General features: G+C 73.8%; 27 protein-coding genes and 1 pseudogene. 20 read left to right on the forward strand and 8 right to left on the reverse strand.

The genetic code is table 11. From position 1 onward, the window contains the following. Positions 1-41 precede the first annotated feature (41 nt). Positions 42-1,088: a mechanosensitive ion channel domain-containing protein gene (locus ABZS80_RS27385; protein WP_355060319.1), complete on the reverse strand. Its 1,047-nt coding sequence runs from the start codon at positions 1,086-1,088 to the stop codon at positions 42-44. A gap of 301 nt (positions 1,089-1,389) precedes the next feature. Between ABZS80_RS27385 and ABZS80_RS27390 the strand changes: the two genes are divergently transcribed. Then, positions 1,390-1,929 carry an HNH endonuclease gene (locus ABZS80_RS27390; protein WP_355060238.1) on the forward strand — a complete coding sequence of 180 codons (540 nt, stop codon included), beginning with the start codon at positions 1,390-1,392 and terminating at the stop codon, positions 1,927-1,929. A 7-nt stretch (positions 1,930-1,936) separates the two neighbouring features. On the opposite strand, the gene ABZS80_RS27395 is transcribed toward ABZS80_RS27390, so the two are convergent. From ABZS80_RS27395 to ABZS80_RS27405, 3 genes are all read right to left on the reverse strand, one after another. Continuing rightward, complete coding sequence (locus tag ABZS80_RS27395) at positions 1,937-2,746, reverse strand: class F sortase (protein WP_355060240.1); 810 nt, start codon at positions 2,744-2,746, stop codon at positions 1,937-1,939. Between the two features lie 12 nt (positions 2,747-2,758). Beyond that, positions 2,759-3,268, reverse strand: coding sequence for a hypothetical protein (locus ABZS80_RS27400; protein ID WP_355060242.1), 510 nt, complete (start codon positions 3,266-3,268; stop codon positions 2,759-2,761). A gap of 91 nt (positions 3,269-3,359) precedes the next feature. After that, complete coding sequence (locus ABZS80_RS27405; RefSeq protein WP_355060244.1) at positions 3,360-3,830, reverse strand: Lrp/AsnC family transcriptional regulator; 471 nt, start codon at positions 3,828-3,830, stop codon at positions 3,360-3,362. A 142-nt stretch (positions 3,831-3,972) separates the two neighbouring features. On the opposite strand from ABZS80_RS27405, the gene ABZS80_RS27410 reads away from it, so the two are divergent. From ABZS80_RS27410 to ABZS80_RS27475, 14 genes are all read left to right on the forward strand, one after another. Then, positions 3,973-4,857: a tryptophan 2,3-dioxygenase family protein gene (locus ABZS80_RS27410; protein ID WP_355060246.1), complete on the forward strand. Its 885-nt coding sequence runs from the start codon at positions 3,973-3,975 to the stop codon at positions 4,855-4,857. Positions 4,858-4,877: 20 nt separating this feature from the next. After that, on the forward strand, positions 4,878-6,176 hold the full coding sequence (gene kynU, locus ABZS80_RS27415; protein WP_355060321.1) for a kynureninase: 1,299 nt from the start codon (positions 4,878-4,880) through the stop codon (positions 6,174-6,176). Then, a complete protein-coding gene (locus tag ABZS80_RS27420) occupies positions 6,173-7,507 on the forward strand; it encodes an NAD(P)/FAD-dependent oxidoreductase (protein WP_355060248.1) in 1,335 nt (444 codons plus the stop codon). Before kynU ends, ABZS80_RS27420 begins: the two co-directional genes overlap by 4 nt. 20 nt (positions 7,508-7,527) lie before the next feature. Beyond that, entirely contained in the window at positions 7,528-9,009 is a 1,482-nt protein-coding gene (locus ABZS80_RS27425; RefSeq protein WP_355060323.1) for a 2-hydroxymuconic semialdehyde dehydrogenase, read from the forward strand. Positions 9,010-9,065: 56 nt separating this feature from the next. Beyond that, positions 9,066-9,860 carry a fumarylacetoacetate hydrolase family protein gene (locus ABZS80_RS27430; protein WP_355060250.1) on the forward strand — a complete coding sequence of 265 codons (795 nt, stop codon included), beginning with the start codon at positions 9,066-9,068 and terminating at the stop codon, positions 9,858-9,860. Continuing rightward, complete coding sequence (locus ABZS80_RS27435; protein ID WP_355060252.1) at positions 9,857-10,786, forward strand: acetaldehyde dehydrogenase (acetylating); 930 nt, start codon at positions 9,857-9,859, stop codon at positions 10,784-10,786. The genes ABZS80_RS27430 and ABZS80_RS27435 overlap by 4 nt, the downstream gene beginning before the upstream one ends. Continuing rightward, the gene (dmpG, locus tag ABZS80_RS27440) at positions 10,783-11,847 is read left to right on the forward strand and encodes a 4-hydroxy-2-oxovalerate aldolase (RefSeq protein ID WP_355060254.1); all 1,065 of its coding nucleotides are present in this window, start codon (positions 10,783-10,785) and stop codon (positions 11,845-11,847) included. The genes ABZS80_RS27435 and dmpG overlap by 4 nt, the downstream gene beginning before the upstream one ends. Beyond that, on the forward strand, positions 11,844-12,617 hold the full coding sequence (locus tag ABZS80_RS27445) for a fumarylacetoacetate hydrolase family protein (RefSeq protein WP_355060256.1): 774 nt from the start codon (positions 11,844-11,846) through the stop codon (positions 12,615-12,617). The genes dmpG and ABZS80_RS27445 overlap by 4 nt, the downstream gene beginning before the upstream one ends. Further along, a complete protein-coding gene (locus tag ABZS80_RS27450; protein ID WP_355060258.1) occupies positions 12,614-13,036 on the forward strand; it encodes a RidA family protein in 423 nt (140 codons plus the stop codon). Before ABZS80_RS27445 ends, ABZS80_RS27450 begins: the two co-directional genes overlap by 4 nt. Further along, on the forward strand, positions 13,033-13,557 hold the full coding sequence (locus ABZS80_RS27455) for a 3-hydroxyanthranilate 3,4-dioxygenase (protein WP_151461783.1): 525 nt from the start codon (positions 13,033-13,035) through the stop codon (positions 13,555-13,557). Before ABZS80_RS27450 ends, ABZS80_RS27455 begins: the two co-directional genes overlap by 4 nt. After that, positions 13,557-14,558: an amidohydrolase family protein gene (locus ABZS80_RS27460; protein ID WP_355060260.1), complete on the forward strand. Its 1,002-nt coding sequence runs from the start codon at positions 13,557-13,559 to the stop codon at positions 14,556-14,558. The genes ABZS80_RS27455 and ABZS80_RS27460 overlap by 1 nt, the downstream gene beginning before the upstream one ends. A gap of 66 nt (positions 14,559-14,624) precedes the next feature. Beyond that, positions 14,625-16,088 carry an amidase gene (locus ABZS80_RS27465; RefSeq protein WP_355060261.1) on the forward strand — a complete coding sequence of 488 codons (1,464 nt, stop codon included), beginning with the start codon at positions 14,625-14,627 and terminating at the stop codon, positions 16,086-16,088. Between the two features lie 74 nt (positions 16,089-16,162). After that, a complete protein-coding gene (locus ABZS80_RS27470; protein ID WP_107076375.1) occupies positions 16,163-16,450 on the forward strand; it encodes a hypothetical protein in 288 nt (95 codons plus the stop codon). Then, positions 16,437-16,850, forward strand: coding sequence for a DUF5130 family protein (locus tag ABZS80_RS27475; RefSeq protein WP_355060263.1), 414 nt, complete (start codon positions 16,437-16,439; stop codon positions 16,848-16,850). The genes ABZS80_RS27470 and ABZS80_RS27475 overlap by 14 nt, the downstream gene beginning before the upstream one ends. Positions 16,851-16,953: 103 nt before the next feature. Here ABZS80_RS27475 and pepN read toward each other — a convergent pair whose 3' ends face one another. After that, a complete protein-coding gene (pepN, locus tag ABZS80_RS27480) occupies positions 16,954-19,509 on the reverse strand; it encodes an aminopeptidase N (protein WP_355060265.1) in 2,556 nt (851 codons plus the stop codon). Positions 19,510-19,726: 217 nt separating this feature from the next. On the opposite strand from pepN, the gene ABZS80_RS27485 reads away from it, so the two are divergent. The 4 genes from ABZS80_RS27485 (at position 19,727) to ABZS80_RS27500 (ending at position 22,752) form a co-directional block, all read left to right on the forward strand. Continuing rightward, complete coding sequence (locus ABZS80_RS27485) at positions 19,727-20,350, forward strand: DsbA family protein (RefSeq protein WP_151461778.1); 624 nt, start codon at positions 19,727-19,729, stop codon at positions 20,348-20,350. 187 nt (positions 20,351-20,537) lie between these two features. After that, positions 20,538-20,885 carry a hypothetical protein gene (locus ABZS80_RS27490; protein ID WP_355060267.1) on the forward strand — a complete coding sequence of 116 codons (348 nt, stop codon included), beginning with the start codon at positions 20,538-20,540 and terminating at the stop codon, positions 20,883-20,885. Positions 20,886-21,008: 123 nt separating this feature from the next. Then, on the forward strand, positions 21,009-22,208 hold the full coding sequence (locus ABZS80_RS27495; RefSeq protein WP_355060269.1) for a DUF1015 family protein: 1,200 nt from the start codon (positions 21,009-21,011) through the stop codon (positions 22,206-22,208). A gap of 73 nt (positions 22,209-22,281) precedes the next feature. Next, on the forward strand, positions 22,282-22,752 hold the full coding sequence (locus tag ABZS80_RS27500; protein WP_355060271.1) for a ribose-5-phosphate isomerase: 471 nt from the start codon (positions 22,282-22,284) through the stop codon (positions 22,750-22,752). Positions 22,753-22,791: 39 nt separating this feature from the next. Here the strand turns inward: ABZS80_RS27500 and ABZS80_RS27505 are convergent. After that, positions 22,792-23,007 (reverse strand): annotated as a pseudogene (locus ABZS80_RS27505) (hypothetical protein); the annotation flags it as partial. A gap of 305 nt (positions 23,008-23,312) precedes the next feature. Then, positions 23,313-24,533, reverse strand: a complete 1,221-nt coding sequence (locus ABZS80_RS27510; RefSeq protein WP_355060273.1) for a GNAT family N-acetyltransferase — start codon at positions 24,531-24,533, stop codon at positions 23,313-23,315. A 99-nt stretch (positions 24,534-24,632) separates the two neighbouring features. Between ABZS80_RS27510 and ABZS80_RS27515 the strand changes: the two genes are divergently transcribed. Continuing rightward, positions 24,633-25,163, forward strand: a complete 531-nt coding sequence (locus ABZS80_RS27515) for a hypothetical protein (protein WP_355060275.1) — start codon at positions 24,633-24,635, stop codon at positions 25,161-25,163. Between the two features lie 148 nt (positions 25,164-25,311). On the opposite strand, the gene ABZS80_RS27520 is transcribed toward ABZS80_RS27515, so the two are convergent. Continuing rightward, a complete protein-coding gene (locus ABZS80_RS27520; RefSeq protein WP_355060276.1) occupies positions 25,312-25,563 on the reverse strand; it encodes a hypothetical protein in 252 nt (83 codons plus the stop codon). Positions 25,564-25,603 lie beyond the last annotated feature (40 nt).

Consider the following 25,603-nt stretch of genomic DNA (forward strand, 5'->3'; position numbering starts at 1 on the left):
CCGAAAATCGTCGGGCCCGTCGAGCCGACCGGCGACGCGGGTCAGGTGGCCCCGCCGGTGCCCGTCTCGCCGCCGCTCGGAGCGCGGGTCGGCAGGCCGGGATAGAGCCGGGCCGCCGCGATCCGGGCCGTGATGCCCGAGTTCTCCAGTGCCTCGGCGAGCCGGCGGCGCAACTCGCGGCCGACCGCGAACTGCCCGTCGGCGGTGGTCTTCACCACCGTACGGATCACCGCGCCGTCGACCGTCATCTGCTCGACGCCGAGCACCTCCGGCTCCTCGACGATCTGTGGCGACAGCTCCGGGTCCAGCGCGACGGAGGCGGCCGCCGTACGCAGCACCGCGGTGGCCTCCTCGGTGCCGGCGAAGCCGATCGGAAGGTCGACCACGACCAGCGCCCAGCCCTGGCTCTTGTTGCCCACCCGGACGATCTCGCCGTTGCGGATGTACCAGAGCACGCCGCGGCCGTCCCGGACCGTGGTGACCCGCAGGCCCACCGCCTCCACCACGCCGGTCGCCTCGCCCAGGTCGACGGTGTCGCCGACGCCGTACTGATCCTCGATGAGCATGAACAGGCCGGCGATCAGGTCCTTGACCAGGCTCTGCGCGCCGAAGCCGAGGGCCACGCCGGCGATGCCGGCGCTGGCCAGCAGCGGGGCCAGGTCGAAGCTGAACTCCTTGAGCACCATGAGCAGGGCGATGCCGAAGATGAACGCGGTGACCATGCTGCGCAGCACCGAGCCGATCGCCTCGGCGCGCTGCCGCCGCCGCTCCGGCACGAACTGCTCCGGGTCGAGCGTGGCGCTGGGGATCCGCTCGCGCAGCGGGCGGAGCATGGTGGGCACCGCGCTCTCGGTGGTGGTCCGGACCAGCCGGTTGATGGTGCGGTGCAGGGCCCACCGGGCGGCCACGGCCAGCAGCAGGATCAGCACGATCCGCAGCGGCTTCAGGACGATCCAGTAGCTGCCCTCGGCGAACCAGGCTGAGCCGGTGATGTCCCAGACGTTCTTGCACCAGGGGTCGGTGCGGCAGTCGACGGACGGGGACGGGGACGGACTCGGCTCGACGGCGGACAGCGCGTGGAGCAGCAGGTTGGCGGGACTCACCCTGCTTTCGTACCGCAACGCCGCTGGACGCCTGCTGGCGACCCGCCCGGCTCCCGCCCGAGGGACGGTCAACCGATCATGCGGGGCGGAACCGGTCATCCTGGCACGGGCGGAAAAAGCTTCACGAGGGTACCCCGGATTAGTGCGTGCAATCCGGGGCGCGATCAGGGACTATTGGCGCAACGGACGTCGGTGATCCGGCCGGCGTCGGTGTCGTTCCCCGCTGCCCGCGGGGCGCGCCCGGCGCCATGGTGGCCGGAGCGGCTGGACCGGGAGGGTGAGCGCGATGCCTGACATACGACCCGCGGCGGGCTCGGGTGCACTCGTTCTCAACGCCACCTACGAGCCCCTGTGTGTCGTGTCGGTGCGTCGCGCGGCGATCCTCGTGCTCTCCGCCAAGGCCGTCTGCGTGGCCGACGGCGAGGGCATCCTGCACAGCGCGCGCAACGCGCTCCCGGTCCCCTCGGTGGTCCGGCTGACCCGCTACGTCCGGGTCCCCTACCGCACCCACGTCGGGCTCTCCCGGCGGGCGATCTTCGCCCGGGACGGCTGGCGCTGCGCCTACTGCCGCGGCCCGGCGGAGACCATCGACCACGTCTTCCCGCGCAGCCGGGGCGGCCGGCACGCCTGGGAGAACGTGGTCGCCGCCTGCGCCCGCTGCAACCACACCAAGGGCGACAAGACGCCGGCCGAGCTGGGCTGGCGGCTGCACAACCTGCCGGCGGCCCCGAAGGGCACGGCCTGGCGGGTGCTCGGCCACCGGGCGCCCGACCCGCGCTGGGCGGACTGGCTCGACCTGCGCGAGCCGGAGCCCGAGGCGGCCTGAGCGGCGCTCACCGCGCCTTCACCAGCGAGGCGTAGACCACGAGGTTGTCCGCGTACCCGGTCTCGCCGCCGACCCAGCGGCCGCCGCAGGTGATCAGCCGCAGGTTGGGCCGGCTGAAGTCGCCGTAGACGTCCCGCACGGGCAACTGCTCCTTGCCGTACCGCTCGATCGAGGTCACCTCGAACACGGCCACCGAGTGGTCCTGCCGGGTCACCTCGATCCGGTCGCCGTCGTCGAGGTCCTTGAGGTCGTGGAAGACCGCCGGCCCGGTGGTGGTGTCGACGTGCCCGACGATGACCGCCGGGCCGTACTGGCCGGGGGTCGGTCCCTGGTCGTACCAGCCGACCTCGCCGGCCCGGCCGACGTCCGGCACCGCGATGCTGCCGTCCGGGGCGATGCCGACCCGGTGCACCGGCGCCCGCAGGTCGATCTTGCCGATCGTCAGGTCCGTGGGCGGGCTGCCGGACAGCACCGGGAACTTCTTCGGCGGTGGGCGCAGCCCCGCGGTGAGCTGCTCCGGCAGCACGCTGATCCCGGTGAGCCGTTCCACCCCGAGCATCGCCACGATCAGCGCCATGAGCGCCGCGACGACCAGCACCGGGGCGCCGGGGCCGCGCTGGGCGGCGTACCGCCAGCGGCCGGCGGCCTGGGCCTGCCGTGCCGGCGGCACCGGGCGGGCCTGCGGGTCCGCCGTGGTGACGCTGGCCGAGAAGGCGTGGCCGGCGGCGTGGGCGAACCGGCGCGAGGCGCGGGACACCAGGCGCAGGCCGGCCCCGACCCGGGACGTGCGATCGTGGCGGCGCGGTGAGCGGGCCATGGACGCACCTCGTCAGAAGCGGCTACCGGTCTTGCGGCGGGCGCCCACCCCGGCGACCACGGCCACCACGACCAGGCCGCCGACCAGCAGCAGCGAGCCGGCGCCCCGGCCGCCCGCCGTGCCCCCGCCGCCGGTGGCCGGGCCCTTGCTCGGCTGCGCCATGTTCAGGACGGTGAGCATGGTGGAGGCGGTCTTCCCGTTGGAGCAGTCCAGGTTGACCGGGTAGTCGCCGGGCGCCTTGTTGCCGGGAACGGTGACCGCCCCGGTGAGGAAGCCGTTGTCCGGCCGGAGCATCACCCGCCCGAAGGCGTCCGAGGTGACCTGGGCCTGCCGGTCGTTGTTGCCGTCGCAGCTGGCCCGGATGCTCACCCGGGAGCCGGCCTGGACGCTGTTCGGCGTGACCTCGACGAAGACGTTCTCCCCGGCGCGGGCCGGTGAGGCGGTGGTCAGGACGAACGCCGCGACCAGGCCGAGCAGGCCCAGAACGGCCCAGAGCGCGCGGTGTGACAGGAGCCCTCGCATGATTCCCCCCTTCCGGTGCGGCGCACCGGAATCCTGCTGACGGGCAGCGCGGGCTGCATTCCCGCTGACGTGGGGGCAAACCCGGGGCGGATCAGCGGCGCCGGCCGGTAGGGGACGGGCCGGGCGGCGGGAGCGGGGTGACCGGGTGCCAGTCCAGCGGGGTGGAGAGCACCATGGTGCTGGACGGCTGGCCGTACGGGGCGAGCCGGTCGATGACGCCCTCGAACTCGCCCATCGTGCCCGCGGCCACCTTGAGCATGCTGCACGCGTCGCCGGTGATCCGGTGGATCTCCATGATCTCCGGCCAGTCCGCCACGGTGGGGTCGTTGAGGATGCACCGGGACCCGTAGCAGGACATCCGGATCAGCGCGAGCACGGTACGGCCGGCCCGGGTCAGGTCCACGTGCGCGTGGTAGCCCGTGATCACCCCGGACTCCTCCAGCCGCCGCACCCGCTCGGCCACGGCGGGCGGGGACAGGTGCACCCGGCGGGACAGCTCGCTGTACGAGAGCCGGGCGTCGGCCTGGAGCTCGCGCAGCAGCGCCCAGTCCATGTCGTCCACGCGGTGACCTTTCTTCCGTGAAGTCGAAGGCCGAAGACGCCTTCGACGCGACAGGTGACACCACCGTAGCGCCGTCGAACAGGCATTCCATCTGCGGATCAACCAGCGGCATCATGTCGTCTACCCCGGCGTACGGAGGGAGATGACGGTGGAACAGACGACGGCGGTGCGGCCGGCCAGCCCGCAGCAGCGGGCGGCCCGGGCGGCGCGCAACGGTGGCAAACCCACCCTGGAGTTCGCCGACCGGGTGCCCTACGACGCGTACGTGCACGCGAGCACGCTGCACCAGCTCCAGCAGCCGCTCAGCGACGACCCGGGCGAGATGTCCTTTTTGATGGTCAGCCAGATCATGGAGCTGTACTTCAAGCTGACCTGCCACGAGCTGCGGCACGCCCAGCGCGAGCTGCGGGCCAACCGGATCTGGGACGCGCTGCCCCCGCTGCGCCGGGCCGCCCTGCACCTGGAGGGGCTCAACGCCGCCTGGCAGGGGCTGCGGTGGATGACCCCGGCCGACTTCAACCGCTTCCGCGACCGGCTCGGCGAGGGCTCCGGCTTCCAGTCCGCCATGTACCGGCAGCTGGAGTTCCTGCTCGGCCTGCGCGACCCGGCGCTGATCCGCCCGTTCCGCCGGCAGACCGAGGTGCACGCCGAGCTGACCGCCGCGCTGGCCACGCCGAGCCTCTGGGACGACGTGATGGCGCTGCTCGCCCGGCGCGGCTTCGAGCTGCCCGCCGAGCTGCTGGAGCGGGACGTGGCGGCCGAGCACGAGTCGCACCCCGCCGTCGAGGCGGCCTGGGTGCGGATCTACGCCGACGGTGGCCCCGACAACCACCTGCGCCTGCTCGGCGAGGCGCTGAGCGAGGTGGCCGAAGGGTTCGGCGACTGGCGCTGGCACCACATCAAGGCGGTGCAGCGCTCGATGGGCGCCAAGGTCGGCAGCGGCGGCTCCGCCGGGCTGGCCTGGTTGCAGCGGAGCATGGCCCGGGTGGTCTTCCCGGAGCTGTGGTCGGCCCGGACCGCGATGTGACCGGAGGAATCGTGCCGAACATTGACACCGAGTCGCCGGGCTTCGGCGGTGCCGAAGCCGAAGCCCGGACGCTCGACGCCGCCGACCCCGGCCACCGGCACCTGTTCCTCGTGCCGCCGGCCGAGGGCGGGCGCTACCCCGAGGTGGCGTACCTGGCGGGCAACTCGCTGGGCCTGCAGCCGCGGGCCACCCGGGAGGAACTCCTCGCCGACCTGGACGCCTGGCGCCGGCTGGGCGTGGAGGGGCACCTGGAGGCGGAGCGGCCCTGGCTGCCGTACCACGAGGTCCTGACCGCGCCGGCCGCGCGACTGGTCGGCGCCCGGCCCGCGGAGACCGTGGTGATGAACTCCCTCACGGTCAACCTGCACCTGCTGATGGTGAGCTTCTACCGGCCGGCCGGGGAGCGGACCCGGATCGTCATCGAGGACACCGCCTTCCCCTCGGACAGCTACGCGGTGCGCAGCCAGGCCCGGTTCCACGGCCTCGACCCGGACACCGCCGTCGTCCGCCTCAGGCCGCGCCCCGGCGAGGACACCCTGCGGACGCAGGACGTCCTGGACTTCCTGGCCGCCGAGGGGCACACCGTGGCGCTGCTGCTGCTCGGCGGGGTCAACTACCTGACCGGCGAGCTGATGGACATCCCGGCGATCACCGCCGCCGGGCGGGCCGCCGGCGCGCTCGTCGGCTGGGACCTGGCGCACGCCGCCGGCAACGTGCCCCTCGCCCTGCATGACTGGGACGTCGACTTCGCCGCCTGGTGCTCCTACAAGTACCTGAACTCCGGGCCCGGCGCCCTGGGCGGCGTCTTCGTCCACGAGCGGCATCTCGGCGATCCCGCGCTGCCGCGCTTCGAGGGCTGGTGGAGCACCGACGCGACCACCCGGTTCGAGATGACGCCGGTGTCCCGGCCGCCGGCCACCGTCGAGGCGTGGCAGATCTCCAACCCGCCGATCTTCGCGATGGGCCCGGTGCGCACCTCGCTGGAGCTGTTCGACTCGGTCGGCATGCCCGCGCTGCGCGAACGCAGCCTCCGGCTCACCGGCTACCTGGAGCGGCTGCTCGACGAGGTGACCACCGACCGGCCGTTGACCGTGGTCACCCCGCGCGACCCGGCCCGCCGGGGCTGCCAGCTCTCCGTGCGGATCGGCGGGGGCAGCGCCAACGAGCTGACCAAGCGGCTGCGGCACGAGCACGGCGTGATCGCCGACGCCCGGGAGCCCGACATCGTGCGGTTCGCGCCGGTGCCGCTCTACTCGACGTACCACGACTGCTGGCGGGTCGCCGACGCGCTGGCCGCGACCGTGGAGGCCACCCGATGAGTACGGAACGCGAGGAGATCGCCGTCGTCGGTGCCGGGCTGGCCGGCTGCCTGCTGGCCTGCTTCCTGGCCCGGCGCGGCTACCCGGTCGCCCTCTACGAGCGGCGGCCGGACCCGCGCACCGGGACGGTCGAGCGGGGCCGCTCGATCAACCTGGCGCTCTCCGAGCGCGGCCTGGACGCGCTGCGCCGGATCGGCCTGGACCACCAGGTGATGACCGACGCGCTGCCGATGCGCGGCCGGATGATCCACCCGGTGGAGGGCGAGCCGCAGTTCCAGTCGTACAGCGTCTCCGGCGACCGGGCGATCAACTCGATCAGCCGGGGCGCGCTGAACAACGCGCTGCTCGACGCCGCCAGCGCGCTGCCCGGCGTGCGGATCGCCTTCGACCACCGGCTCGTCGGGCTCGACCCGGTCACCGGCGAGATGACCTTCGAGACGCCGCAGGGCAAGGTCGGCGAGTCCGCGTCGGTGGTGCTCGGCGCAGACGGCGCCGGCTCCGCCGTGCGCGGGCAACTGCTGGCGTACGGGGCGGTGAGCGAGAGCCTCGACTTCCTCGACTACGGCTACAAGGAACTCACCATCCCGCCGATCGGCGGCGAGTTCGCCCTGGACCCGGGCGCGCTGCACATCTGGCCGCGCGGCACCTCGATGATGATCGCGCTGCCCAACCCGGACCGCTCCTTCACCTGCACGCTGTTCTGGCCGACCCACGGCACGCAGAGCTTCGCCTCGCTGGGCAGCCCGGCCGCCATCGAGACGTACTTCGCCACCCACTACCCGGACCTGGTCCCGCTCGCCCCGAATCTGGTCGACGACTACCAGCACAACCCGGTCGGGGTGCTCGGCACGGTCCGCTGCACGCCGTGGCAGGTGGCCGGCAGGGTCGGCCTGCTCGGCGACGCGGCGCACGCCATCGTGCCGTTCTACGGCCAGGGCGCCAACTGCGCCTTCGAGGACGTGGTCGAACTGGACCGCTGCCTGGACGAGTGCGGCGACCAGTGGGCGTCGGCGCTGCCGCTGTTCCAGCACCGCCGGCAGGCCAACGCCGAGGCGATCGCCCGGATGGCGCTGACCAACTTCGTGGAGATGCGGGACAAGGTCGCCTCTCCGTTGTTCCAGACCCGCAAGAAGATCGAGCACGCGCTGGAGCGTGCCCTGCCCGGCCGCTACGTCTCGCAGTACGAGTTGGTCTCGTTCTCCACCACCCCGTACGCCGAGGTGCGCCGCCGGGTGCGCCGCCAGTACGGAGTGGTGGGGGCGGTGGCCGCCGGCGCGGTGGCGGCGCTGGCCGGCGCGGCGGTGGCGCTCGGCCGAGGGAGGCGAGGATGACCCTCTGGGATCCCCGGCTGATGGCCGGGCACGCGCCGGACGGCCCCGGCCTGCTGCGCAACTTCGTCGGCGGGTCCTTCGTGGACGCCGGCTCGCGGTTCACCAAGCGCAGCCCGGTCACCGGTGAGCCGGTCTTCGAGGTGGTCGAGGCGGGCGAGTCCGTCGTGGACGACGCGGTGACCGCCGCCCGGGCGGCGCTGCGCGGCCCGTGGGGCCGGATGGGGGAGCGGGAGCGCGCCGAGGTGCTCCGCCGGGTCGCCGACGAACTGGAACGCCGCTTCGACGACCTGGTCGCCGCCGAGGTCGCCGACACCGGCAAGGCCATCTCCCAGGCCCGCACGCTCGACATCCCGCGCGGGGCGGCCAACTTCCGGGCGTTCGCCGAGATCGTGGCGACCGCGCCGACCGAGTCGTTCACCACGGTCACCCCGACCGGCGGCCGGGCGCTGAACTACGCGGTCCGCAAGCCGGTCGGCGTGGTCGCGATCATCGTGCCGTGGAACCTGCCGCTGCTCCTGCTCACCTGGAAGGTCGCCCCGGCCCTGGCCTGCGGCAACGCCGTGGTGGTCAAGCCCAGCGAGGAGACGCCGGCGTCGGCCACCCTGCTCGCCGAGGTGATGGCCGCGGCGGGCGTGCCCGAGGGCGTGTTCAACCTGGTGCACGGCTTCGGCCCCGGCTCGGCCGGCGAGCACCTCACCCGGCACCCGGGCGTCGACGCGATCACCTTCACCGGGGAGTCGGCCACCGGCAGCGCCATCATGCGGGCCGCCGCCGACGGCGTGAAGGCGGTCAGCTTCGAGCTGGGCGGCAAGAACGCCGGCCTGGTCTTCGCCGACGCCGACCTGGACGCGGCGGTCGCCGGCTCGGTCCGGTCCAGCTTCACCAACGGCGGCCAGGTCTGCCTCTGCACCGAGCGGATCTACGTGCAGCGGCCGGTCTTCGAGGAGTTCACCGCCCGGCTGGCCAAGCGCGCCGACGAGCTGGCGTACGGGTGGCCGGCCGACGAGGCCACGGCGAACATGCCGCTGATCTCGCACGGCCACCGGGACAAGGTGCTCGGCCACTACGAGCTGGCCCGCACCGAGGGCGCCGAGGTGCGCGCCGGGGGCGGGACGCCGCGCTTCGGCGACGCCCGCGACGGCGGCGCGTACGTGCAGCCGACCGTGCTCACCGGGCTGGGCCCGGATGCCCGCACCAACACCGAGGAGATCTTCGGCCCGGTGGTGCACGTGGCGCCGTTCGACGACGAGGACGAGGCGTACACCCTGGCCAACGGCACCGACTACGGCCTGGCGGCGACGGTCTGGACCCGGGACGTGGGCCGGGCGCACCGGGCCGGCGCCCGGCTGGACGCCGGCATCGTCTGGGTGAACACCTGGTTCCTGCGCGACCTGCGCACCCCGTTCGGCGGGGTGAAGGCGTCGGGCATCGGCCGGGAGGGCGGGGTGCACTCGCTCGACTTCTACTCCGAACTCACCAACGTCTGCGTGGACCTCACATGAGTGCGCGGGACGGGCAGAATGGCCGGCGTCTCAAGCGAACGCAGCGAGGAGCCGGCATGACCGTCGACATCGAAGCCGCCAACCGGGAACTGGCCGTGGCCCGGCAGGAGGAGAAGCCGTGCCCGCCGCTGCGCGGGCGGCTGCTGCCGGAGGGCGACATCGAGGCGGCCTACCAGGTGCAGCAGGTCTACACCCGGCAGCGGCTCGGCAAGGGCCACCGCCGGGTGGGCGCGAAGATCGGCCTCACCTCCCGCGCCGTGCAGGAGAACTTCGGCGTCTTCCAGCCCGACTTCGGGGTGCTCTTCGACGACATGGCCGTCGGCGACGGCGTCGAGGTGCCGATGAGCCGGCTGCTCCAGCCCCGGGTGGAGGCGGAGATCGCCTTCGTGCTCGGCGCCGACCTGCGTGACGAGCGGGTCACCACCGTCGACCTGATCCGGGCCGTCGATCACGTGCTGCCGGCCATCGAGATCGTCGACTCCCGGATCGCCGGCTGGGACATCTCCATCGTGGACACGGTGGCGGACAACGCCTCCAGCGGGCTGTTCGTGCTCGGCACGGCGCCCCGCCGGCTGGCCGACGTGGACCTGCGGCTCTGCGGCATGGTGCTGGAGCACGCCGGCGAGCCGGTCTCGGTCGGCGCCGGGGCGGCCTGCCTCGGCAATCCGCTGCACGCCCTGGAGTGGCTGGCCGGCACCATGGCCCGCGCCGGTGACCCGCTGAAGGCCGGGGACGTGGTGCTCTCCGGGGCGCTCGGCCCGATGGTGCCCGTGAGGCCGGGCGCGGCGTACGAGGCACGGATCTCCGGGCTCGGCTCGGTGCGGACCTGTTTCTCCAAGGAGGCCTCATGAGCGTCGGCGTGGCGGTGCTCGGGTCGGGCAACATCGGCACCGACCTGATGATCAAGGTGTTGCGGCTGAGTGACAGCCTCCGCATGGTCGCGATGGCCGGCATCGACCCGGCCTCCGACGGTCTCGCCCGGGCCCGCCGGCTCGGCGTGGCGACCACCGCCGAGGGCGTGGACGGCCTGGTCGCCATGCCGGAGTTCGCCGACGTCGAGCTGGTCTTCGACGCCACCTCGGCCGGCGCGCACCGGCGCCACGACGCGGTCCTGCGGGCGCACGGCCGGACCGTCGTCGACCTGACGCCGGCCGCGATCGGCCCGTACGTGGTGCCGCCGGTCAACCTCGACGAGCACCTGCGCGAGCCCAACGTGAACATGGTGACCTGCGGCGGGCAGGCCACCGTGCCGATCGTGCACGCGGTCGGCCGGGTCACCCCGGTCGCGTACGGGGAGATCGTCGCGTCGATCGCCTCGAAGTCGGCCGGGCCGGGCACCCGGGCCAACATCGACGAGTTCACCGAGACCACGGCCCGGGCCATCGAGGTGGTCGGCGGCGCCGAGCGCGGCAAGGCCATCATCGTGCTGAACCCGGCCGACCCGCCGCTGCTCATGCGGGACACCGTCTACTGCCTCTGCCCGGACGCCGACGCCGACCGGGCCGCGATCGCCGCCTCGGTCGCCGACATGGTGAAGTCGGTGCAGGAGTACGTCCCGGGCTACCGGCTCAAGCAGGACGTGCAGTTCGACCGGGTGGACACGTACGCGCCGGTGCTGGGCCGGCACTTCACCGGGCTCCAGGTGTCGGTCTTCCTGGAGGTCTCCGGCGCGGGGCACTACCTGCCCGCGTACGCCGGGAACCTGGACATCATGACCTCGGCCGCGCTGCGCACCGCGGAGCGGCTGGTCACGCTGCGGAAGGTGGACGCGCGATGACCGACCTCTACATCCAGGACGTGACGCTGCGCGACGGCATGCACGCCATCGCCCACCGGTACACCGTGGACCAGGTGCGGACGATCGCCGCCGCGCTCGACGCGGCCGGGGTGGCCGCCATCGAGGTGGCGCACGGCGACGGCCTGGCCGGCTCCAGCGTCAACTACGGCCACGGCGCGGCCGGCGACGCCGACTGGATCGCCGCCGCCGCCGAGGTGCTGACCAGCGCGCGGCTCACCACCCTGCTGCTGCCCGGCATCGGCACCATCGCCGACCTGAAGGCGGCCAAGGCGCTCGGCGTCACCAGCGTGCGGATCGCCACCCACTGCACCGAGGCGGACATCTCCGCCCAGCACATCTCCTGGGCCCGTGAGAACGGCATGGACGTCTCCGGGTTCCTCATGATGTCGCACATGAACGACCCGGCCGGGCTGGCCGCCCAGGCCAAGCTCATGGAGTCGTACGGGGCGCACTGCGTCTACGTCACCGACTCCGGTGGCCGGCTGCTGATGCCCGACGTGGCCGCGCGGGTCGACGCGTACCGGCAGGTGCTCGACCCGGAGACGCAGATCGGCATCCACGCCCACCACAACCTGTCCCTGGGCGTGGCCAACAGCGTGCTGGCCGTCGAGCACGGCCGCATCCCCGGCCCCGGGCCGGCCGGCGCGGACGCCCCGCACGGCCGGACCGTCCGGGTGGACGCGTCGCTGGCCGGCATGGGCGCGGGCGCCGGCAACGCCCCGCTGGAGGTCTTCGTCGCGGTCGCCGAGCTGCACGGCTGGAAGCACGGCTGCGACGTGTTCGCGCTGATGGACGCGGCCGACGACCTGGTCCGCCCGTTGCAGGACCGGCCGGTCCAGGTCGACCGGGAGACGCTCTCCCTCGGGTACGCGGGGGTCTACTCCAGCTTCCTCCGCCACGCCGAGCGGGCCTTCGCGAAGTACGGGGTGGACGTCCGCTCGATCCTGGTCGAGCTGGGCCGGCGCCGCATGGTCGGCGGCCAGGAGGACATGATCGTGGACGTGGCACTGGACCTGGCCGGCAAGGAGAACCACTCATGATCGGACCGGACATCGCGGGGATCGCCGAGAAGCTGGGCGCGGCCGCCGACACGGCCACCGCCATCCCGCAGCTCGCCGCCGAGACCGGCCTCGACGTGGACGCCGCGTACGCCGTGCAGGCCGCGCTGCTGCAGCGCCGCCTCGACCGGGGTGAGCGGCTGGTCGGGCTGAAGATGGGCCTGACCAGCAAGGCGAAGATGGCCCAGGTCGGCGTCGACGAGGTGATCTGGGGCCGGCTCACCGACGCCATGCGGGTGCCCGACGGCGGCAGCGTCGACGTGGCGGGCTTCATCCACCCCCGGGTCGAGCCGGAGGTGGCGTTCCTGCTGGACCGCCTCCCCGAGCCCGGCGAGCCGGTCGGCGCGTTCACCGAGGCGGTCCGCGCGGTCGCCCCGGCGCTGGAACTGATCGACTCTCGGTACGCCAACTTCACCTTCTCCCTGCCGGACGTCGTGGCCGACAACACCTCGGCCGCCGCGTTCGTGGTCGGGCCCTGGTCGCCGGTGCCGGACGGGCTGGACAACCTCGGCGTGCTGCTGGAGATCGACGGTCGGGTGGCCCAGGTCGGCTCGACCGCCGCGATCCTCGGCGACCCGCGCCGCGCGCTGGACGAGGGCATCCGCCTGGCTGGCCGGCACGGCGTCCGGCTCCGCGAGGGCTGGGTCTTCCTGGCCGGCGCGGCCACCGCCGCCGTGCCGCTGCGCCCCGGCGCGCACGTCCGGGCCGTCGTGGAGAAGCTCGGCACCGCCTCCCTGCGGGCCACGGCGTGACGGCCAGGGTGGTGGCCGGGAAGGCCGTGCCGCGCGGCGCCTTCCCGCACGTCAAGGTCGCCGGCGGCTTCGTCTTCGTCTCCGGCACGTCGTCGCGCCGGCCGGACAACACCTTCGCCGGTGTGGCGGTGGACGAGTTCGGCACCACCGATCTCGACATCCGGGCGCAGACCCGGGCGGTGATCGGGAACATCCGCGACCTGCTCCGCTCGGTCGGCGCCGACCTGGCCGACCTGGTGCAGGTCACCAGCTACCTGGTCAACATGAACGACTTCGGTGGCTACAACGAGGTGTGGGCGGAGTTCTTCGACGCCACCGGGCCGACCCGGACCACGGTGGCCGTGCACCAGCTTCCGCACCCGCACCTGCTCATCGAGATGCAGGCCGTGGCCCTACTTCCGTCGGGAGGTCCGTCATGAGTGAGATCGCCGAGCCGTTCAGCTTCTCCGGCTGGATCGGGGAGAACCAGCACCTGCTCAAGCCGCCGGTCGGCAACAAGGAGATGCTGCCGGGCAGCGACGACTTCATCGTCATGGTGGTCGGCGGCCCGAACCAGCGGACCGACTTCCACGTCGACCCGTACGAGGAGTTCTTCTACCAGGTCAAGGGCAACATGCACATCAACCTCATGCTGCCCGAGGGCCCGCGTACGGTGCACGTGCGCGAGGGTCAGATGTGGATGCTGCCGCGCAACACCCCGCACTCGCCGCAGCGCCCCGAGGCCGGCTCCATCGGCATGGTGATCGAGCGGGTCCGCGAGGAGGGCACGCTGGAGAAGTTCCAGTGGTACTGCACCGAGTGCAGCCATCAGGTGCACGAGGTGGAGCTCCAGGTCCGCGACATCGCCGCCGACCTGCCGCCGGTCTTCGCGGCGTTCTACGGCGACGAGAAGGCCCGCACCTGCACCAACTGCGGCGCGCTGCACCCGGGCAAGGGCTGATGCGTCCACGCGTCGTCGACGTGCACACGCACGTCGTACCCAAGGGGTGGCCGGACCTCGCGGCGGCGTGCGGCGGGTCCGGCTGGCCCTGGCTCCGGGTGGACTCCGAGCGCGCCGCCATGATCATGGTGGGGGAGACGGAGTTCCGGCCGGTCGGCGCGGAGTGCTGGGACGCGGAGACGCGGCTTGCCGACATGGCCGCCGACGGCGTCGACGTGCAGGTCGTCTCGCCCACCCCGGTCTTCTTCAGCTACGACCGCCCGGCCGACCAGGCCGTGAAGGTGGCCCGGATCTTCAACGACCTCACCCTGGCGGTCACCGCGGCCGGCGGCGACCGCCTGGTGCCGTTCTGCCAGGTGCCGTTGCAGGACCCGGACGCCGCCTGCGCCGAACTGGACCGCTGCCTGGCCGCCGGGCACGCCGGGGTGGAGATCGGCAACCACGTCGGCGACCGCGACCTCGACGACGCCGGCATCGTGCAGTTCCTGACCCACTGCGCCGAGGTGGGCGCGCCGGTCTTCGTGCACCCGTGGGACATGCCGGGTGGGCCCCGGCTGGACCGGTGGATGGCCCGCTGGCTGACCGGGATGCCGGCCGAGACGCACCTGTCGGTGCTGGCGCTGATCCTCGGCGGGGTCTTCGACCGGGTGCCCGAGTCGCTGCGGATCTGCTTCGCGCACGGCGGCGGCAGCTTCCCGTTCTGGCTGGGCCGCGCCGACAACGCCTGGCACCGCCGCGGCGACCTGGTCCGCGGCGCGTCCAGCGCCCCGCCGAGCGCCTACGTCGACCGGTTCAGCGTCGACTCCGTCGTCTTCGAACCGGCCGCGCTGCGGCTGCTGGTCGACACGATGGGCGAGGACCGGGTGCTGGTCGGCAGCGACTACCCGTACCCGCTGGGGGAGCGCCCGGTCGGCCAGGTGGTCCGCAAGGCCGACTTCCTCACCGCCGACCAGCGCGACAAGCTGCTCTCCCGCAACGCCCTACGCTTCCTGCACGGCTGACCGCCGCCGGCCGGCGCGCGGCGGGTGATGAGTGCGAGGGCCGCGGTGACCAGGCAGGATGGGGGCATGCCCGAGCCGCACGACCTGACCGCGCTGGAGCAGGCCGCCGCGATCCGCCGCGGCGAGGTGTCCAGCGTGGAGCTGGTCGAGCACCACCTGCGCCGGGTGGACGCCCTCGGTGACACCCTCGGCGCGTTCGTCACCGTCACCCCGGACCGCGCCCGGGCGGCGGCGGCTGCCGCCGACGCGGTGCCGGCCGACCGGCGCGGCCCGCTGCACGGGGTGCCGACCGCCATCAAGGACCTCACGCTCACGGCCGGGGTCCGCACCACCTTCGGCTCGGTGGCCTTCGCCGACTTCGTGCCACCCGTCGACGCCGACGTGGTCCGGTTCATGGCCGCCGCCGGGCTGGTCAGCCTCGGCAAGACCACCACGTCCGAGCTGGGCTGCTCGCTCTACTCCGAGGGCCTCGTCGCGCCGCCGGCCCGCAACCCGTGGGGCCTCGCGTACACGGCGGGCGGGTCCAGCGGCGGGGCGGCGGCCGCCGTGGCCGGTGGGCTCGTCCCGGTGGCGCAGGGCTCCGACGGCGGCGGCTCCCTGCGCATCCCGGCGGCGCTCTGCGGCCTGGTCGGCTACAAGCCCAGCCGGGGCCTGGTCTCCGGCGGCCCGCTCGGCTTCGGTGCCTTCGGGCTGCCCATCAGCGGCCCGCTCGGCCGCACCGTGACCGACGTGGCCGCGCTGCTGGACGTCCTGGCCCAACCGGTGCCCGGCGAGCCCTACCTGCCGCCGGCCCCGCCCACCGGCGGCTACCTGGGCGCCGCCCGGGCCGCCGCGCCGGGCCGGCTGCGGATCGGCCGGTTCACCGCCCCGATGCTCGCCGACGAGCCGGTCCACCCGGACTGCGTGGCCGCCGTCGACCGGGCCGCCGCGCTGCTCACCGAGGCCGGCCACGAGGTGGTCGACGTCCCCGCGCCGCTCGGCCCCGACGCGTGGCCGCTCTTCGAGACCGTCTGGTACGTGCTGGCGCTCGCCCCCGTGCCGTCCGAACGGGAGAGCGACCTGCTGCCGCTGACCCGGTTCCTGCGGGCCCGGGGCACGGCCGTCGGCGCCGGCCCGCTGATGGCCGCGCTCGGCGAACTCCAGGCGCAGGTACGCCGTGGCGTGCGCCGTACCGCCGGCTGCGACCTGCTGCTCTGCCCGACCCTCGCCGCGCCGCAGGCGCCGGTCGGTGCGTTCGCGAGCCTCGCTCCGGCCGAGGATTTCGACCGGCAGCGGCGGTTTTCGCCGTACTGCGCCATCTTCAACGTCACCGGCGACCCGTCCGTTTCGCTGCCGGTGGGCCGCACCGGCGACGGGATGCCGGTCGGCGTGCTGCTCACCGGCCGCTACGGCGACGACGCGACATTGATAGGCACTGCCGCGCAACTGGAGCACGGCTGTGGCGGGTGGGATCAGCACCCCGCAATCTGGCGGGCCGTCGACTCCGCTAACGTGAACAGCACAAGCGGAGTCGGGCGCGCGTCGTCATGACCGTCCACCCGACCCGGAACATTCCTGGTCTCTCTTTCCGCCTGGGGGCGTTGGGATTGTCTGTTACCGAGACGTTGCTGGTCTTCGTCGGCATCCCGGCGGCCGCCGTGCTGGTGATCGCCGGACTGGCGGCCGCCGGCAGTCGCGGCGGCGGCGGTGGCGGCGCGAAGCGCTACCGGCCGGGCCGGCCCTTCGACTTCACTCCGGTCTGGTTCCTGGGCCGTCCGGAGCAGCTGGCCGACTCGGCCGGCACCGCACTGGCCGCCGGGGCGCAGGCGCCGGCGCTGACCAGCCGCAAGCAGGAGCAGGCCGGCCGGGAGGCACCGGCCGGTGGAACCGGAGGCGCAAGTGACCGTTGGTGAGAAGCAGGCCGCGGCGGGGACCGGTAGCCCGCCCGAGGTCCTGGACGGGCCGTTCTCGACCCGTCAGCTGCTCCGCATCGACGAGGCGCTCCGCCTGGCCGACCAGGGCACCGGCCTGGTCTTCTCGGTCTACGTGGGCGGCCTCGACGAGCCGATCCGGGAGCACGCCGAGCGGCTGCACCGCCAGCTCGCCGAGCCGGACCGGTCGGTGCTGATCGCCGTGTCGCCCAACCAGCGGCAGCTGGAGATCGTCACCGGCCGCTACGCGCGCAAGCGCATCCCGGACACGTACGCCAAGCTGGCCGCGCTCTCCATGGTGGCCTCCTTTGGCGGCGGCGACCTGGCCGGCGGCGTCATCCAGGGCCTCGACCAGCTCGCCAGCCACGCCGGCAAGGGCTGAGCCCACCCGCACACGACGAAGCCCGGCCCGCGAAACGCGGGCCGGGCTTTCTCGTGTCCGCCGGTGGGTGGCCCGGGCGCTCCCCGGGCCACCCGCCGGCGGATCAGGCGGTCTGGGCGTCCCGGGCGCGGGCCTTGAGGGCCCGGGCCACGCCGTCGCGGCCCTCGGCCACCAGGCGGCGCAGCGGGGCCGGCTGACCCTCCTGGGCCAGCCACGCGTCGGTGGCGGCCACCGTGTCGTCCTCGACCAGGTACGCCGGGTAGGCGAGCTGGACGAACTCCTGCGCCGGCTCGCTGTCCCGCTGCGCCCACACCTGCGCCACCGTGGCGAAGTACTTCTCCCGGTACGGCGCGGTGAGCTCCACCTGCGCCGGGTGGGTGAAGCCCTGCAGCAGCGCCCGGTTGCGCCAGTTCGGCAGCGCCTCGGGGCCGGTGAGCTGCGCCCACACCGCCGCCTTGTTCTCGGCGGTCGGCACCAGCGCGTGCGCGTAGGCGGCCTCCCGCTCGCCGCTGGCGGTCCGGTCGCGGGCCAGCTCGGCCTCCACCTCGGCGGCCCCGGCCGCGCCGTTGGCCACCAGCGACTGGAGGACGGTCCAGCGCAGCTCGGTGTCCACGGTCAGCCCGGCCGGCACCTCGCCGCCGTTCAGCCAGCCGCGCAGCGTGGCCAGGTCCTCGCCGGAGCGGGCCGCGGAGGCGTACGCCCGGGCCCAGGCGAGCTGGAAGCCGCTGCCCGGCTCGGCCGCGGTGAGCGCGGTGCGGGCGGTCCGGGCCAGGTCGGCCCAGCCGGTCGGCGCCCAGGCCGGGTCGGCGTAGAAGGTGAGCGCGGTGGTCGCCTGACGCAGGGTGGCGGTGACCAGGTTGATGTCGGTCTCCGCCGGCAGCCCGGCCAGCACCAGCGCCACGTAGTCGCGGGCCGACAGCTCGGCGTCGCGGGTCATGTCCCAGGCGGCGGTCCAGCAGAGCGCCCGGGCCAGGGACGAGTCGAAGCCGGCGATGTGCTGCACCACGGTGGCCATCGACCGCTCGTCCAGCCGCAGCTTGGTGTAGGTCAGGTCGTCGTCGTTGAGCAGCAGCACGTCGGCGGCGGGCTTGCCGTGCAGCACGGACAGCTCGGTCAGCTCGCCGGTCACGTCGACCTCGACCCGCTCCCGGCGGACCAGCCGCCCGTCGGTCAGATCGTAGAGGCCCACCCCGATGCGGTGGGTCCGCAGCGTCGGGTGCCCGGCCGGCGCCTCCTGCCGCACCAGCACCTGCTCGTACGCGCCGTCGGCGCCGATGGCCACCTCGGGCCGCAGGGTGTTGACCTGCGCGGTCTCCAGCCACTGGGCGGCGAACTTGCGCAGCTCCCGGCCCGAGGCCGTCTCCAGCTCGGAGAGCAGGTCGTCGAAGGTGGCGTTGCCCCAGGCGTGCTTGCCGAAGTAGGCCCGCAGGCCGGCCACGAACGGCTCCTCGCCCACGTACGCGACGAGCTGCTTGAGCACGCTGGCGCCCTTGGCGTAGGTGATGCCGTCGAAGTTGACCTCGACCGCCTCCAGGTCCGGCATCTCGCAGTAGACCGGGTGGGTGGAGGAGAGCTGGTCCTGCCGGTAGCCCCAGTTCTTCCGGATGGACAGGAAGGTCGTCCAGGCGTCGGAGAAGCGGGTGGCGTGGGTGTTGCACCAGTGGCTGGCCCACTCGGCGAACGACTCGTTCAACCACAGGTCGTTCCACCAGCGCATGGTGACCAGGTCACCGAACCACATGTGGGCCAGCTCGTGCAGGATCGTGTTGGCCCGCTGCTCGTACTCGAAGTCGGTGACCTGCGAGCGGAAGATGTAGTGCGACTCGGCGTGCGTGACGCAGCCGAAGTTCTCCATGGCGCCGGCGTTGAAGTCCGGCACCCAGAGCTGGTCGTACTTGGGCAGCGGGTAGCGCACCTGGAACTTCTCGTGGAAGAAGTCGAAGCCCTGCTTGGTGATGAGGAACAGGTCGTCCGCGTCCAGGTACTGCGCCATCGAGGCCCGGCAGTAGACGCCCAGGTCGATGCCGTCGTGGCTGTCCCGCACCTCGTGGTACGGGCCGGCGCACAGCGCCGTGATGTAGGTGCTCATCCGCGCCGACTCGGCGAAGTGGACGGTCTTGAGCGCCTCACCGGCCGGCTCCTCGCGCTCCACCGGCATGTTCGACACCACCCGCCAGTGCTCCGGGACCGTCGCGTGCCAGGTGTAGACGCTCTTCAGGTCGGGCTGGTCGAAGCACGCGAACACCTTCTGCGCGTCGGCCGTCTCGAACTGGCTGTAGAGGTAGGTCTCGCCGTCCTCCGGGTCGACCGTGCGGTGCAGGCCCTGCCCGCTGTTGGAGTAGCCGAAGTCGGCGTCGACCACGAGGACGTTGTCGGCCGCCAGGCCCGTGAGTGTGAGACCGTTTTCCGCGGACCAGCCGGAGAGGTCGACCGGCGTGCCGTTCAACGTCGCCGACCGCACCGACTCGGCGGCCGTCTCGATGAAGGTGCTCGCTCCCGGCTCGACACAGCGGAACCGGACCTCGGTCACCGACCGGAACGTGCGGCCGTCGGCCTGCACCGCGGTCGACAGGTCAAGGTTGATGTCATACCCGGTGACGTCGAGCAGGCGGGCCCGCTCGGTGGCCTCGACCTGGGTCAGGTTGCGGACTCCCGGCACTGTTCGTCTCCATCCCACTCGTCTCGCCGCGCCCTGCGGCACCGGCCTCCCCGGCCCGCTCGTGACGGCCGGTCCGAAACCGAGTCTTCCATGCACGGACACGCTTCGGTGGCCGAGGTCACGCTCTCATTCCGCTACCGGCCGATGCCGCGGGGGGTGAGGATCGGAGGGGAAGGCGCCGGAGCTCCGGCGCGTGGAGTCGTGAAGGGATGACACCGTGACCGAACGTGTCGCCGTGGACATGTGGTTCGACCCGCTGTGCCCGTGGGCGTGGATCACCTCGCGCTGGCTGCTGGAGGTCGAGCAGGTCCGGGACGTGGACATCCGGTTCCACGTGATGAGCCTGTCCGTGCTCAACGAGGGTCGGGACCTGCCGGAGCAGTACCAGGACCTGATGAAGAAGGGCTGGGGCCCGGTGCGGGTCTGCATCGCCGTCGAGCAGGCGCACGGCGGGGAGACGCTGGGCAGGCTCTACACCGCGATGGGCACCCGGATCCACCTCGGCAAGGAGGAGCTGGGCCGGGAGATGCTGGCCGGCGCCCTCACCGACGTCGGCCTGGACCCGGCGCTCGCCGACGCCGCCGAGTCGACCGAGTACGACGAGGCCCTGCGGGCCAGCCACGAGGCGGGCATGCGGCCGGTCGGCACCGACGTGGGCACCCCGGTGATCCACGCCCCGGGCCCCGACGGCCGCCAGGTCGCCTTCTTCGGCCCGGTGATCACCCCGGCGCCGAAGGGCGAGGCGGCCGGCCGGCTCTGGGACGGCGTCCTGCTGGTGGCCGGCACGCCCGGCTTCTACGAGCTGAAGCGCACCCGGGAGGTCGGCCCGGTCTTCGACTGAGCCGCAAGGAAGGGCCCCTTCTTAACGCCTCCGGTAGAGCAGGGGCCCCCTCTTAACACCCCTGGCCCCGCGCCGCCCACCGTCACCCGGGCGGCGCGGGGCTCGTTTCACCGGGTGTTCAGCCGGCGGCCGTCCCGGTCGCACCCCGGCAGCTCCTGGAGGCGTTCCCATGGGTAAGCACCGCCGCATGTCCGACGACGCGCCGGTGACGGAGACCGAAGTCCCCGGTGCCACGTACTGGTCCGTGGCCGAGGGCGACTGGCCGGATGTCCGGCCGTCCCTGCCCGCCGAGCTGGTGGACCTGCTGGCTCCGCCGATCGTTGTCGGCGTGGCCCGGGTGGTTGCCACGTCCCGGATGACCCCACCCGCCGGCGCAGGTCCGGGCCCGGCCGGTACGCCCGGCCCGGTCCGGACGGGCACCCCCGCCGGTCGCCCGGTGCCGGTCGGGGCCACGACGGTACGTCTCACCGCGGCTGCCGCCTCGGCACCCGGCGCCGGCCGCCATCGCAGTGCCGGCACCGAGTGCACCGCCTGAGAGGTGTTAAGAAGGGGCCCCTGCTCTACCTGAGGCGTTAACAAGGGGCCCCGCCTTTCATCTGGTGGACGGCGTGCGGGTCCGGCACCGGCGGTTCCGGCGGCGCGGGTAGCGTCAGCGGGCATGACGGTCGTGCATCCGATCACCCGGGCCTGGATCACCACTGGCGGCACCGGCGCGCAGAACTACGACGAGTTCGCCGACGACGCGGAGATCACCGCCATCGTCGAGGCGAATCCGCACAGTGCCCTGGGCATCGAGATGCCCCACCGGGCGCCGGGAAGCCTCGGGAAGTCCTTCCTCGACGCGCTCCCCGACGCGGTGGCCCGCCTCGCCGAGGCCAAGGCGGACGGCAGCTACACGCCGGCCGAGCACGTCGTGGTCCTCTACCGGATCAGCGCGCCGGGCGAGGAGAGCGCGTACGGGCTGTTCGCCATGGTCGACACCGACCAGATCTCCACCCGGGCCGACGAGCCGGGCCTGGTGATCCGCAACGAGGACGTGTTCATCGCCAAGGTGCGGGAGCGGGTCGCCCTGGCCGAGGCGCTGGGTCACCTGCTCTCACCCGTACTCCTGCTCCAGACCGGTCGCGGCGACGAGCTGCACGCGGCGCTCACGGCGGCGACCGAGTCGGCCGGCGTCCCCGCCGCCACCGACGTGGACCAGGCCGGCCGCACGCACGCCATCTGGCTGGTCGGCCCGGGCCCGGCGCAGGACGAGCTGACCGCCCTGGCGGGCGGCGGCGAGCTGGTGGTCGCCGACGGCAACCACCGCAGCCTGGCCGCGCAGACCGGCGGCTTCCCGCGCTTCCTGTCGGTGATCACCACGCCGGCCTCGGTCGCCATCCAGCCCTACAACCGGCTGGTCAGCGAGCTGACCACCACCCCGGACGAGCTGCTCGACCGGCTCCGGGCCGCCGGCGCGGAGATCACCCCGGTCGCCGGCCCGGTCGGCGTCCCGGCGACCGGCGGCGCCGTGCACCTCCACCTCGCCGGCCAGGGGTACGCGGTGCGCCTGCCGCACGTCGGCGGCGGCCGGCTGGAGAACCTCGACCACGCCCTGGTGGAGCGGCTCGTGCTGCGCGACGCGCTCGGCCTCGACCCGGGCGACAAGCGGATCACCTACGTGGGCGGCGACTACCCGGCGAGCTGGCTCACCGGCGAGGTCGACGCGGGCCGGGCCGAACTGGCCGTCCTCGTGGCGCCGGTGACCGTGGACGACTTCGTCGCGGTGAACCTGGCCCGCGAGAAGATGCCGCGCAAGAGCACCTGGTTCACCCCGAAGGCGCGGGCCGGGCTGGTCGTCGCCGAACTGCCGCGCTGAGCCGTGTGACGAATCCGCCTCCGTGCCGCCGCCCGCGCGCCGGCACGGGGGCGGGCCTGTCAGACTGCGCGGTATGCGCGTCTACCTGGGATCCGATCACGCCGGCTTCGAGCTGAAGGTGCACCTCGCCAACCACCTGGCCAAGCAGGGGTACGAGGTGGTCGACGTCGGCCCGCACGCCTACGACCCGGATGACGACTACCCGGCCTTCTGCCTGCACACCGGGGAGCGCGTGGTGAGCGACCCGGGCAGCCTCGGGGTCGTCATCGGCGGATCCGGCAACGGCGAGCAGATCGCCGCCAACAAGATCACCGGGGTTCGGGCGGCGCTCGCCTGGAACATCGACACCGCCCAGCTGGCCCGCGAGCACAACGACGCGAACATCATCGCGGTCGGCGCCCGGCAGCACGCCCTGGACGAGGCCACCGCCCTGGTCGAGGCGTTCCTCACCACCGCGTTCTCCGGCAACCCGCGGCACGCCCGCCGGATCGCCCAGGTCGCCGACTACGAGCAGAGCCGCGAGCTTCCCGACCTGCCCGCCTGACGCGTTGTTTGACGGGCGGCGGCCGCCGGGTCGCGCCCGTCACCGCCCGGTGCGGGGGAGTTCCTCGCGGGGCACCCAGTTGCGCCGGACGATCATCACCCGGGCCTCGGCCTCGGCCAGGTCCTCGTCGCTCGGCCGGGCGGCGTCCCGCGCCCGCAGGGCGGCCGTCACGCTCACCTGCGAGGAACCCGAGCCGACCAGGCCGCGCAGCCCCCGCTCGCCCTCCTCGCCGGGCGGCCCCGCCCGCCGGCCCCGGTCCGACGACTCCAGCTCGGCGCGTCTGGCGCCGCGCGGCGACCTGGAGCCGTCGTCCGACGACTCCGGCTCGGCGCGTCTGGGGCCGCGCGGCGACCTGGAGCCGTCGTCCGGCTCGGCGCGTCTGCCGCCGCGCGGTGGCCCGGAGCCGTCGCCGTCGTGCACCCCGGCCGTGCTCGCGCTCGCACCCTCGGCGTCCGGCGTCCCGGCGTCGCCGTGGTGCCGCAGCCGCCGCCGGCGGCGCTCCGCATCACCCATCACCCGACCGTACCGGGCGGGGCGCAGCACGCGGCAGGTGCCGGAAGTCAGAAAACCTCCATGGGAGCGGGGGCGCGGTGCCAGCCGAGCGCGGGGGCCGTCGCCGCCGCCGTTCCCGGGACGAGTTCCCGCACCCGGCCGGCGGCGGTGAGCGCGGCCAGGCCGGCGCCGCCCAGGTAGAGCTCGCCGAGGGCGCGGACGTCGCAGGCCAGCCCGGCCGGAGCCGAGGTGGCCGCGCACTCCGCCCCGGACGGGCCGCCGACCAGCCGCCACCGGCCGCTGTTCTCCGGCAGCAGGTCGTCGGTGACCTCGACCACGACGTCGACGTCGGTGGCGTACCGGCGGGCGGCCAGCGCGGCCGGCACGTCCACGACGCGGACCCAGAGGGCGTCGGCGAGCCGGGCGCCGAGCTGCCGCGGCTCGTCCACCAGCCGGAACAGCGGCTCGTCCACGGCGGCGATCGGGAAGGACACCCGGCGGGTCAGGTCGATGGAGAGCAGCAACTGCCACAGCGCCAGGTACGCCTCCGGCCGCGCGGCCACCACCTCGCCGACCTGGACCTCGGCGCGCGGACCGGCGTCGGCCCACTCCTCCTTCGTCCGGTAGAGCGCGTACCCGTCGAGGCCGTCCGGCCCCTCGTGCAGCAGCACCCGGCGCTCGGTGGCGCCGCCCCGCAGCCCCTTCACGTCGGCCAGCACGTAGTCCCACCAGCGCTCGTCCCGGCGCGACCAGCCGGGGCGGTCGGCGCGCACCCGCTCGTACAGCAGGGCCAGCTCGGCCCGGTGCGGCGCCGGGAGGTCCAGGCGGAGGGTGCCCTCGTCGGGCGTCGGGTCCGGCAGGCGCAGCCCGGCGGTGTCGCCGGCCAGGACGAGCCGCTGCGCGGCCAGGCCGTAGCCGAACCGGGGGTAGATCCGGCCCTCGCTGGCCCACAGGACCGCGAGCGGCTCCCGGCCGGCGTCGCGGATCTCCCGGAGCTGCCGGCGCATCAGCCCGGTGAGCAGCCCGCGCCGGCGGTGGGTCGGCGCGACCGAGACCATGGTCACGTGCGCGGCCGGCACGCTGGCCCCGGGCACGGCCAGCTCGCGGCTGAACGCGGCCGCGTGTGCGACGGCGGTCCCGCGGTCGCGGACCAGCAGCGACCGGTCCGGTTCGAAGACCCCGCGCTCGACCTCCACCAGCTCGGGGTCGAAGCCGCCGTGGAAGGCCAGCGCCAGCAGCGCGGAGATCTCGTCGAAGTCATCGGCCCGGGGAACCAGCGCGTCCGTCATCGGGTGTGTCTAACCCATCACGTTCGCGGTCGGCACCCTATTTGCCGGCTCGCTACCCTCGGAACCGTGGCCGGCGTCGGTCGAGGGGGAGGACACGAGATGGCGGACCAGACACAGCCGTGGGCCGAGCGGACGGTCGAGGTGCCGCCGCAGCCCGCCGTGGTGCCCCAGCAGCGGGACGCGTTCCGGCGCGGCGTCGCGGCGGTCGGCCAGTCCCGTACGCCCCGGACCGAGCCGTTCCCCGCCGTCGACGCGAACGACTGGACGGCCGATTCGGCCCCTCGCCGGCCGATGGGCTGGCATGTCGCCCAGCTCCGCAAGGGCGGGGAGTGGAGCGCGGCCGGCGCGCTGTTCGCCTTCGTCTGCTGGGGCGTCTGGGCGATCTCCGGCCGGGGCGACCTGACCGCCCCGCTGCTCACCTTCGTGCTCAGCCTGTTCACCGCGACCGGCCTGTTCGCCCTGGCCCGCCTGCTCGGCCGGCTGGTCCTGGAGCGGCAGCTCGGCCGGGTGCGGCGCAGCGCCCGCGGCGCCCACCTGGTGACCGCCCTCTTCCTGGCCGGCGTGGGGGTGGCCTACCTCCAGCAGACCGAGTGGGTGGTCTCCGCCTGGAACTGGGTGACCGGCAACTGACCCGCCGTGGCCGCGGGCGGGGCGGCTGTCCGCCGCCCGCCCGCGCGCCCGGTCGCGGAACGCCGCGACGCCGGTCGTCACTCCACCAGGACGGCGCTCGCATTACCCGGCCGGGCGCGGTTCATCCGTCGCCCGGTGGGCTGAGCGGTCACTGCCCCTCGGCGTCGGCCTTCGGTGAGGCGACCCGCGCCGCCGGGTCCTCGACGCCCGGCTCGCCGCCGCCCGGGGCCACCATCCCGTCGTAGTTGTAGACGCTGCCGCCGTCGTGCTGCTTCGTGGTGCGGATGTAGCGGTGGATCATGCCGTCGATCTCGATCTCCAACAGGGCCTGGTCACCCGCGTCCTGGCTGCTGCCGTCCCGGGGACCGCCCACCAGGTACGCCTTCGTGTTCGTCTCCATGTGCCAGCCGTACCCCTGCCGGGCCGGGCGGAAACGGGGA

Origin of the sequence: Micromonospora sp. NPDC005305, assembly GCF_040607315.1 — a bacterium.
Classification (GTDB): Bacteria; Actinomycetota; Actinomycetes; order Mycobacteriales; family Micromonosporaceae; genus Micromonospora.

Coding starts and splice junctions, on each gene's coding strand:
- ABZS80_RS27465 (WP_355060261.1), top strand. CDS start 14,625: ATGCCCGAGCCGCACGACCTGACCGCGCTGGAGCAGGCCGCCGCGATC.
- ABZS80_RS27390 (WP_355060238.1), top strand. CDS start 1,390: ATGCCTGACATACGACCCGCGGCGGGCTCGGGTGCACTCGTTCTCAAC.
- ABZS80_RS27435 (WP_355060252.1), top strand. CDS start 9,857: ATGAGCGTCGGCGTGGCGGTGCTCGGGTCGGGCAACATCGGCACCGAC.
- ABZS80_RS27510 (WP_355060273.1), bottom strand. CDS start 24,533: ATGACGGACGCGCTGGTTCCCCGGGCCGATGACTTCGACGAGATCTCC.
- ABZS80_RS27460 (WP_355060260.1), top strand. CDS start 13,557: ATGCGTCCACGCGTCGTCGACGTGCACACGCACGTCGTACCCAAGGGG.
- ABZS80_RS27495 (WP_355060269.1), top strand. CDS start 21,009: ATGACGGTCGTGCATCCGATCACCCGGGCCTGGATCACCACTGGCGGC.
- ABZS80_RS27410 (WP_355060246.1), top strand. CDS start 3,973: ATGACGGTGGAACAGACGACGGCGGTGCGGCCGGCCAGCCCGCAGCAG.
- ABZS80_RS27395 (WP_355060240.1), bottom strand. CDS start 2,746: ATGGCCCGCTCACCGCGCCGCCACGATCGCACGTCCCGGGTCGGGGCC.
- ABZS80_RS27490 (WP_355060267.1), top strand. CDS start 20,538: ATGTCCGACGACGCGCCGGTGACGGAGACCGAAGTCCCCGGTGCCACG.
- ABZS80_RS27445 (WP_355060256.1), top strand. CDS start 11,844: ATGATCGGACCGGACATCGCGGGGATCGCCGAGAAGCTGGGCGCGGCC.
- ABZS80_RS27420 (WP_355060248.1), top strand. CDS start 6,173: ATGAGTACGGAACGCGAGGAGATCGCCGTCGTCGGTGCCGGGCTGGCC.
- ABZS80_RS27500 (WP_355060271.1), top strand. CDS start 22,282: ATGCGCGTCTACCTGGGATCCGATCACGCCGGCTTCGAGCTGAAGGTG.
- ABZS80_RS27425 (WP_355060323.1), top strand. CDS start 7,528: ATGGCCGGGCACGCGCCGGACGGCCCCGGCCTGCTGCGCAACTTCGTC.
- ABZS80_RS27400 (WP_355060242.1), bottom strand. CDS start 3,268: ATGCGAGGGCTCCTGTCACACCGCGCGCTCTGGGCCGTTCTGGGCCTG.
- ABZS80_RS27515 (WP_355060275.1), top strand. CDS start 24,633: ATGGCGGACCAGACACAGCCGTGGGCCGAGCGGACGGTCGAGGTGCCG.
- dmpG (WP_355060254.1), top strand. CDS start 10,783: ATGACCGACCTCTACATCCAGGACGTGACGCTGCGCGACGGCATGCAC.
- ABZS80_RS27430 (WP_355060250.1), top strand. CDS start 9,066: ATGACCGTCGACATCGAAGCCGCCAACCGGGAACTGGCCGTGGCCCGG.
- ABZS80_RS27520 (WP_355060276.1), bottom strand. CDS start 25,563: ATGGAGACGAACACGAAGGCGTACCTGGTGGGCGGTCCCCGGGACGGC.
- ABZS80_RS27455 (WP_151461783.1), top strand. CDS start 13,033: ATGAGTGAGATCGCCGAGCCGTTCAGCTTCTCCGGCTGGATCGGGGAG.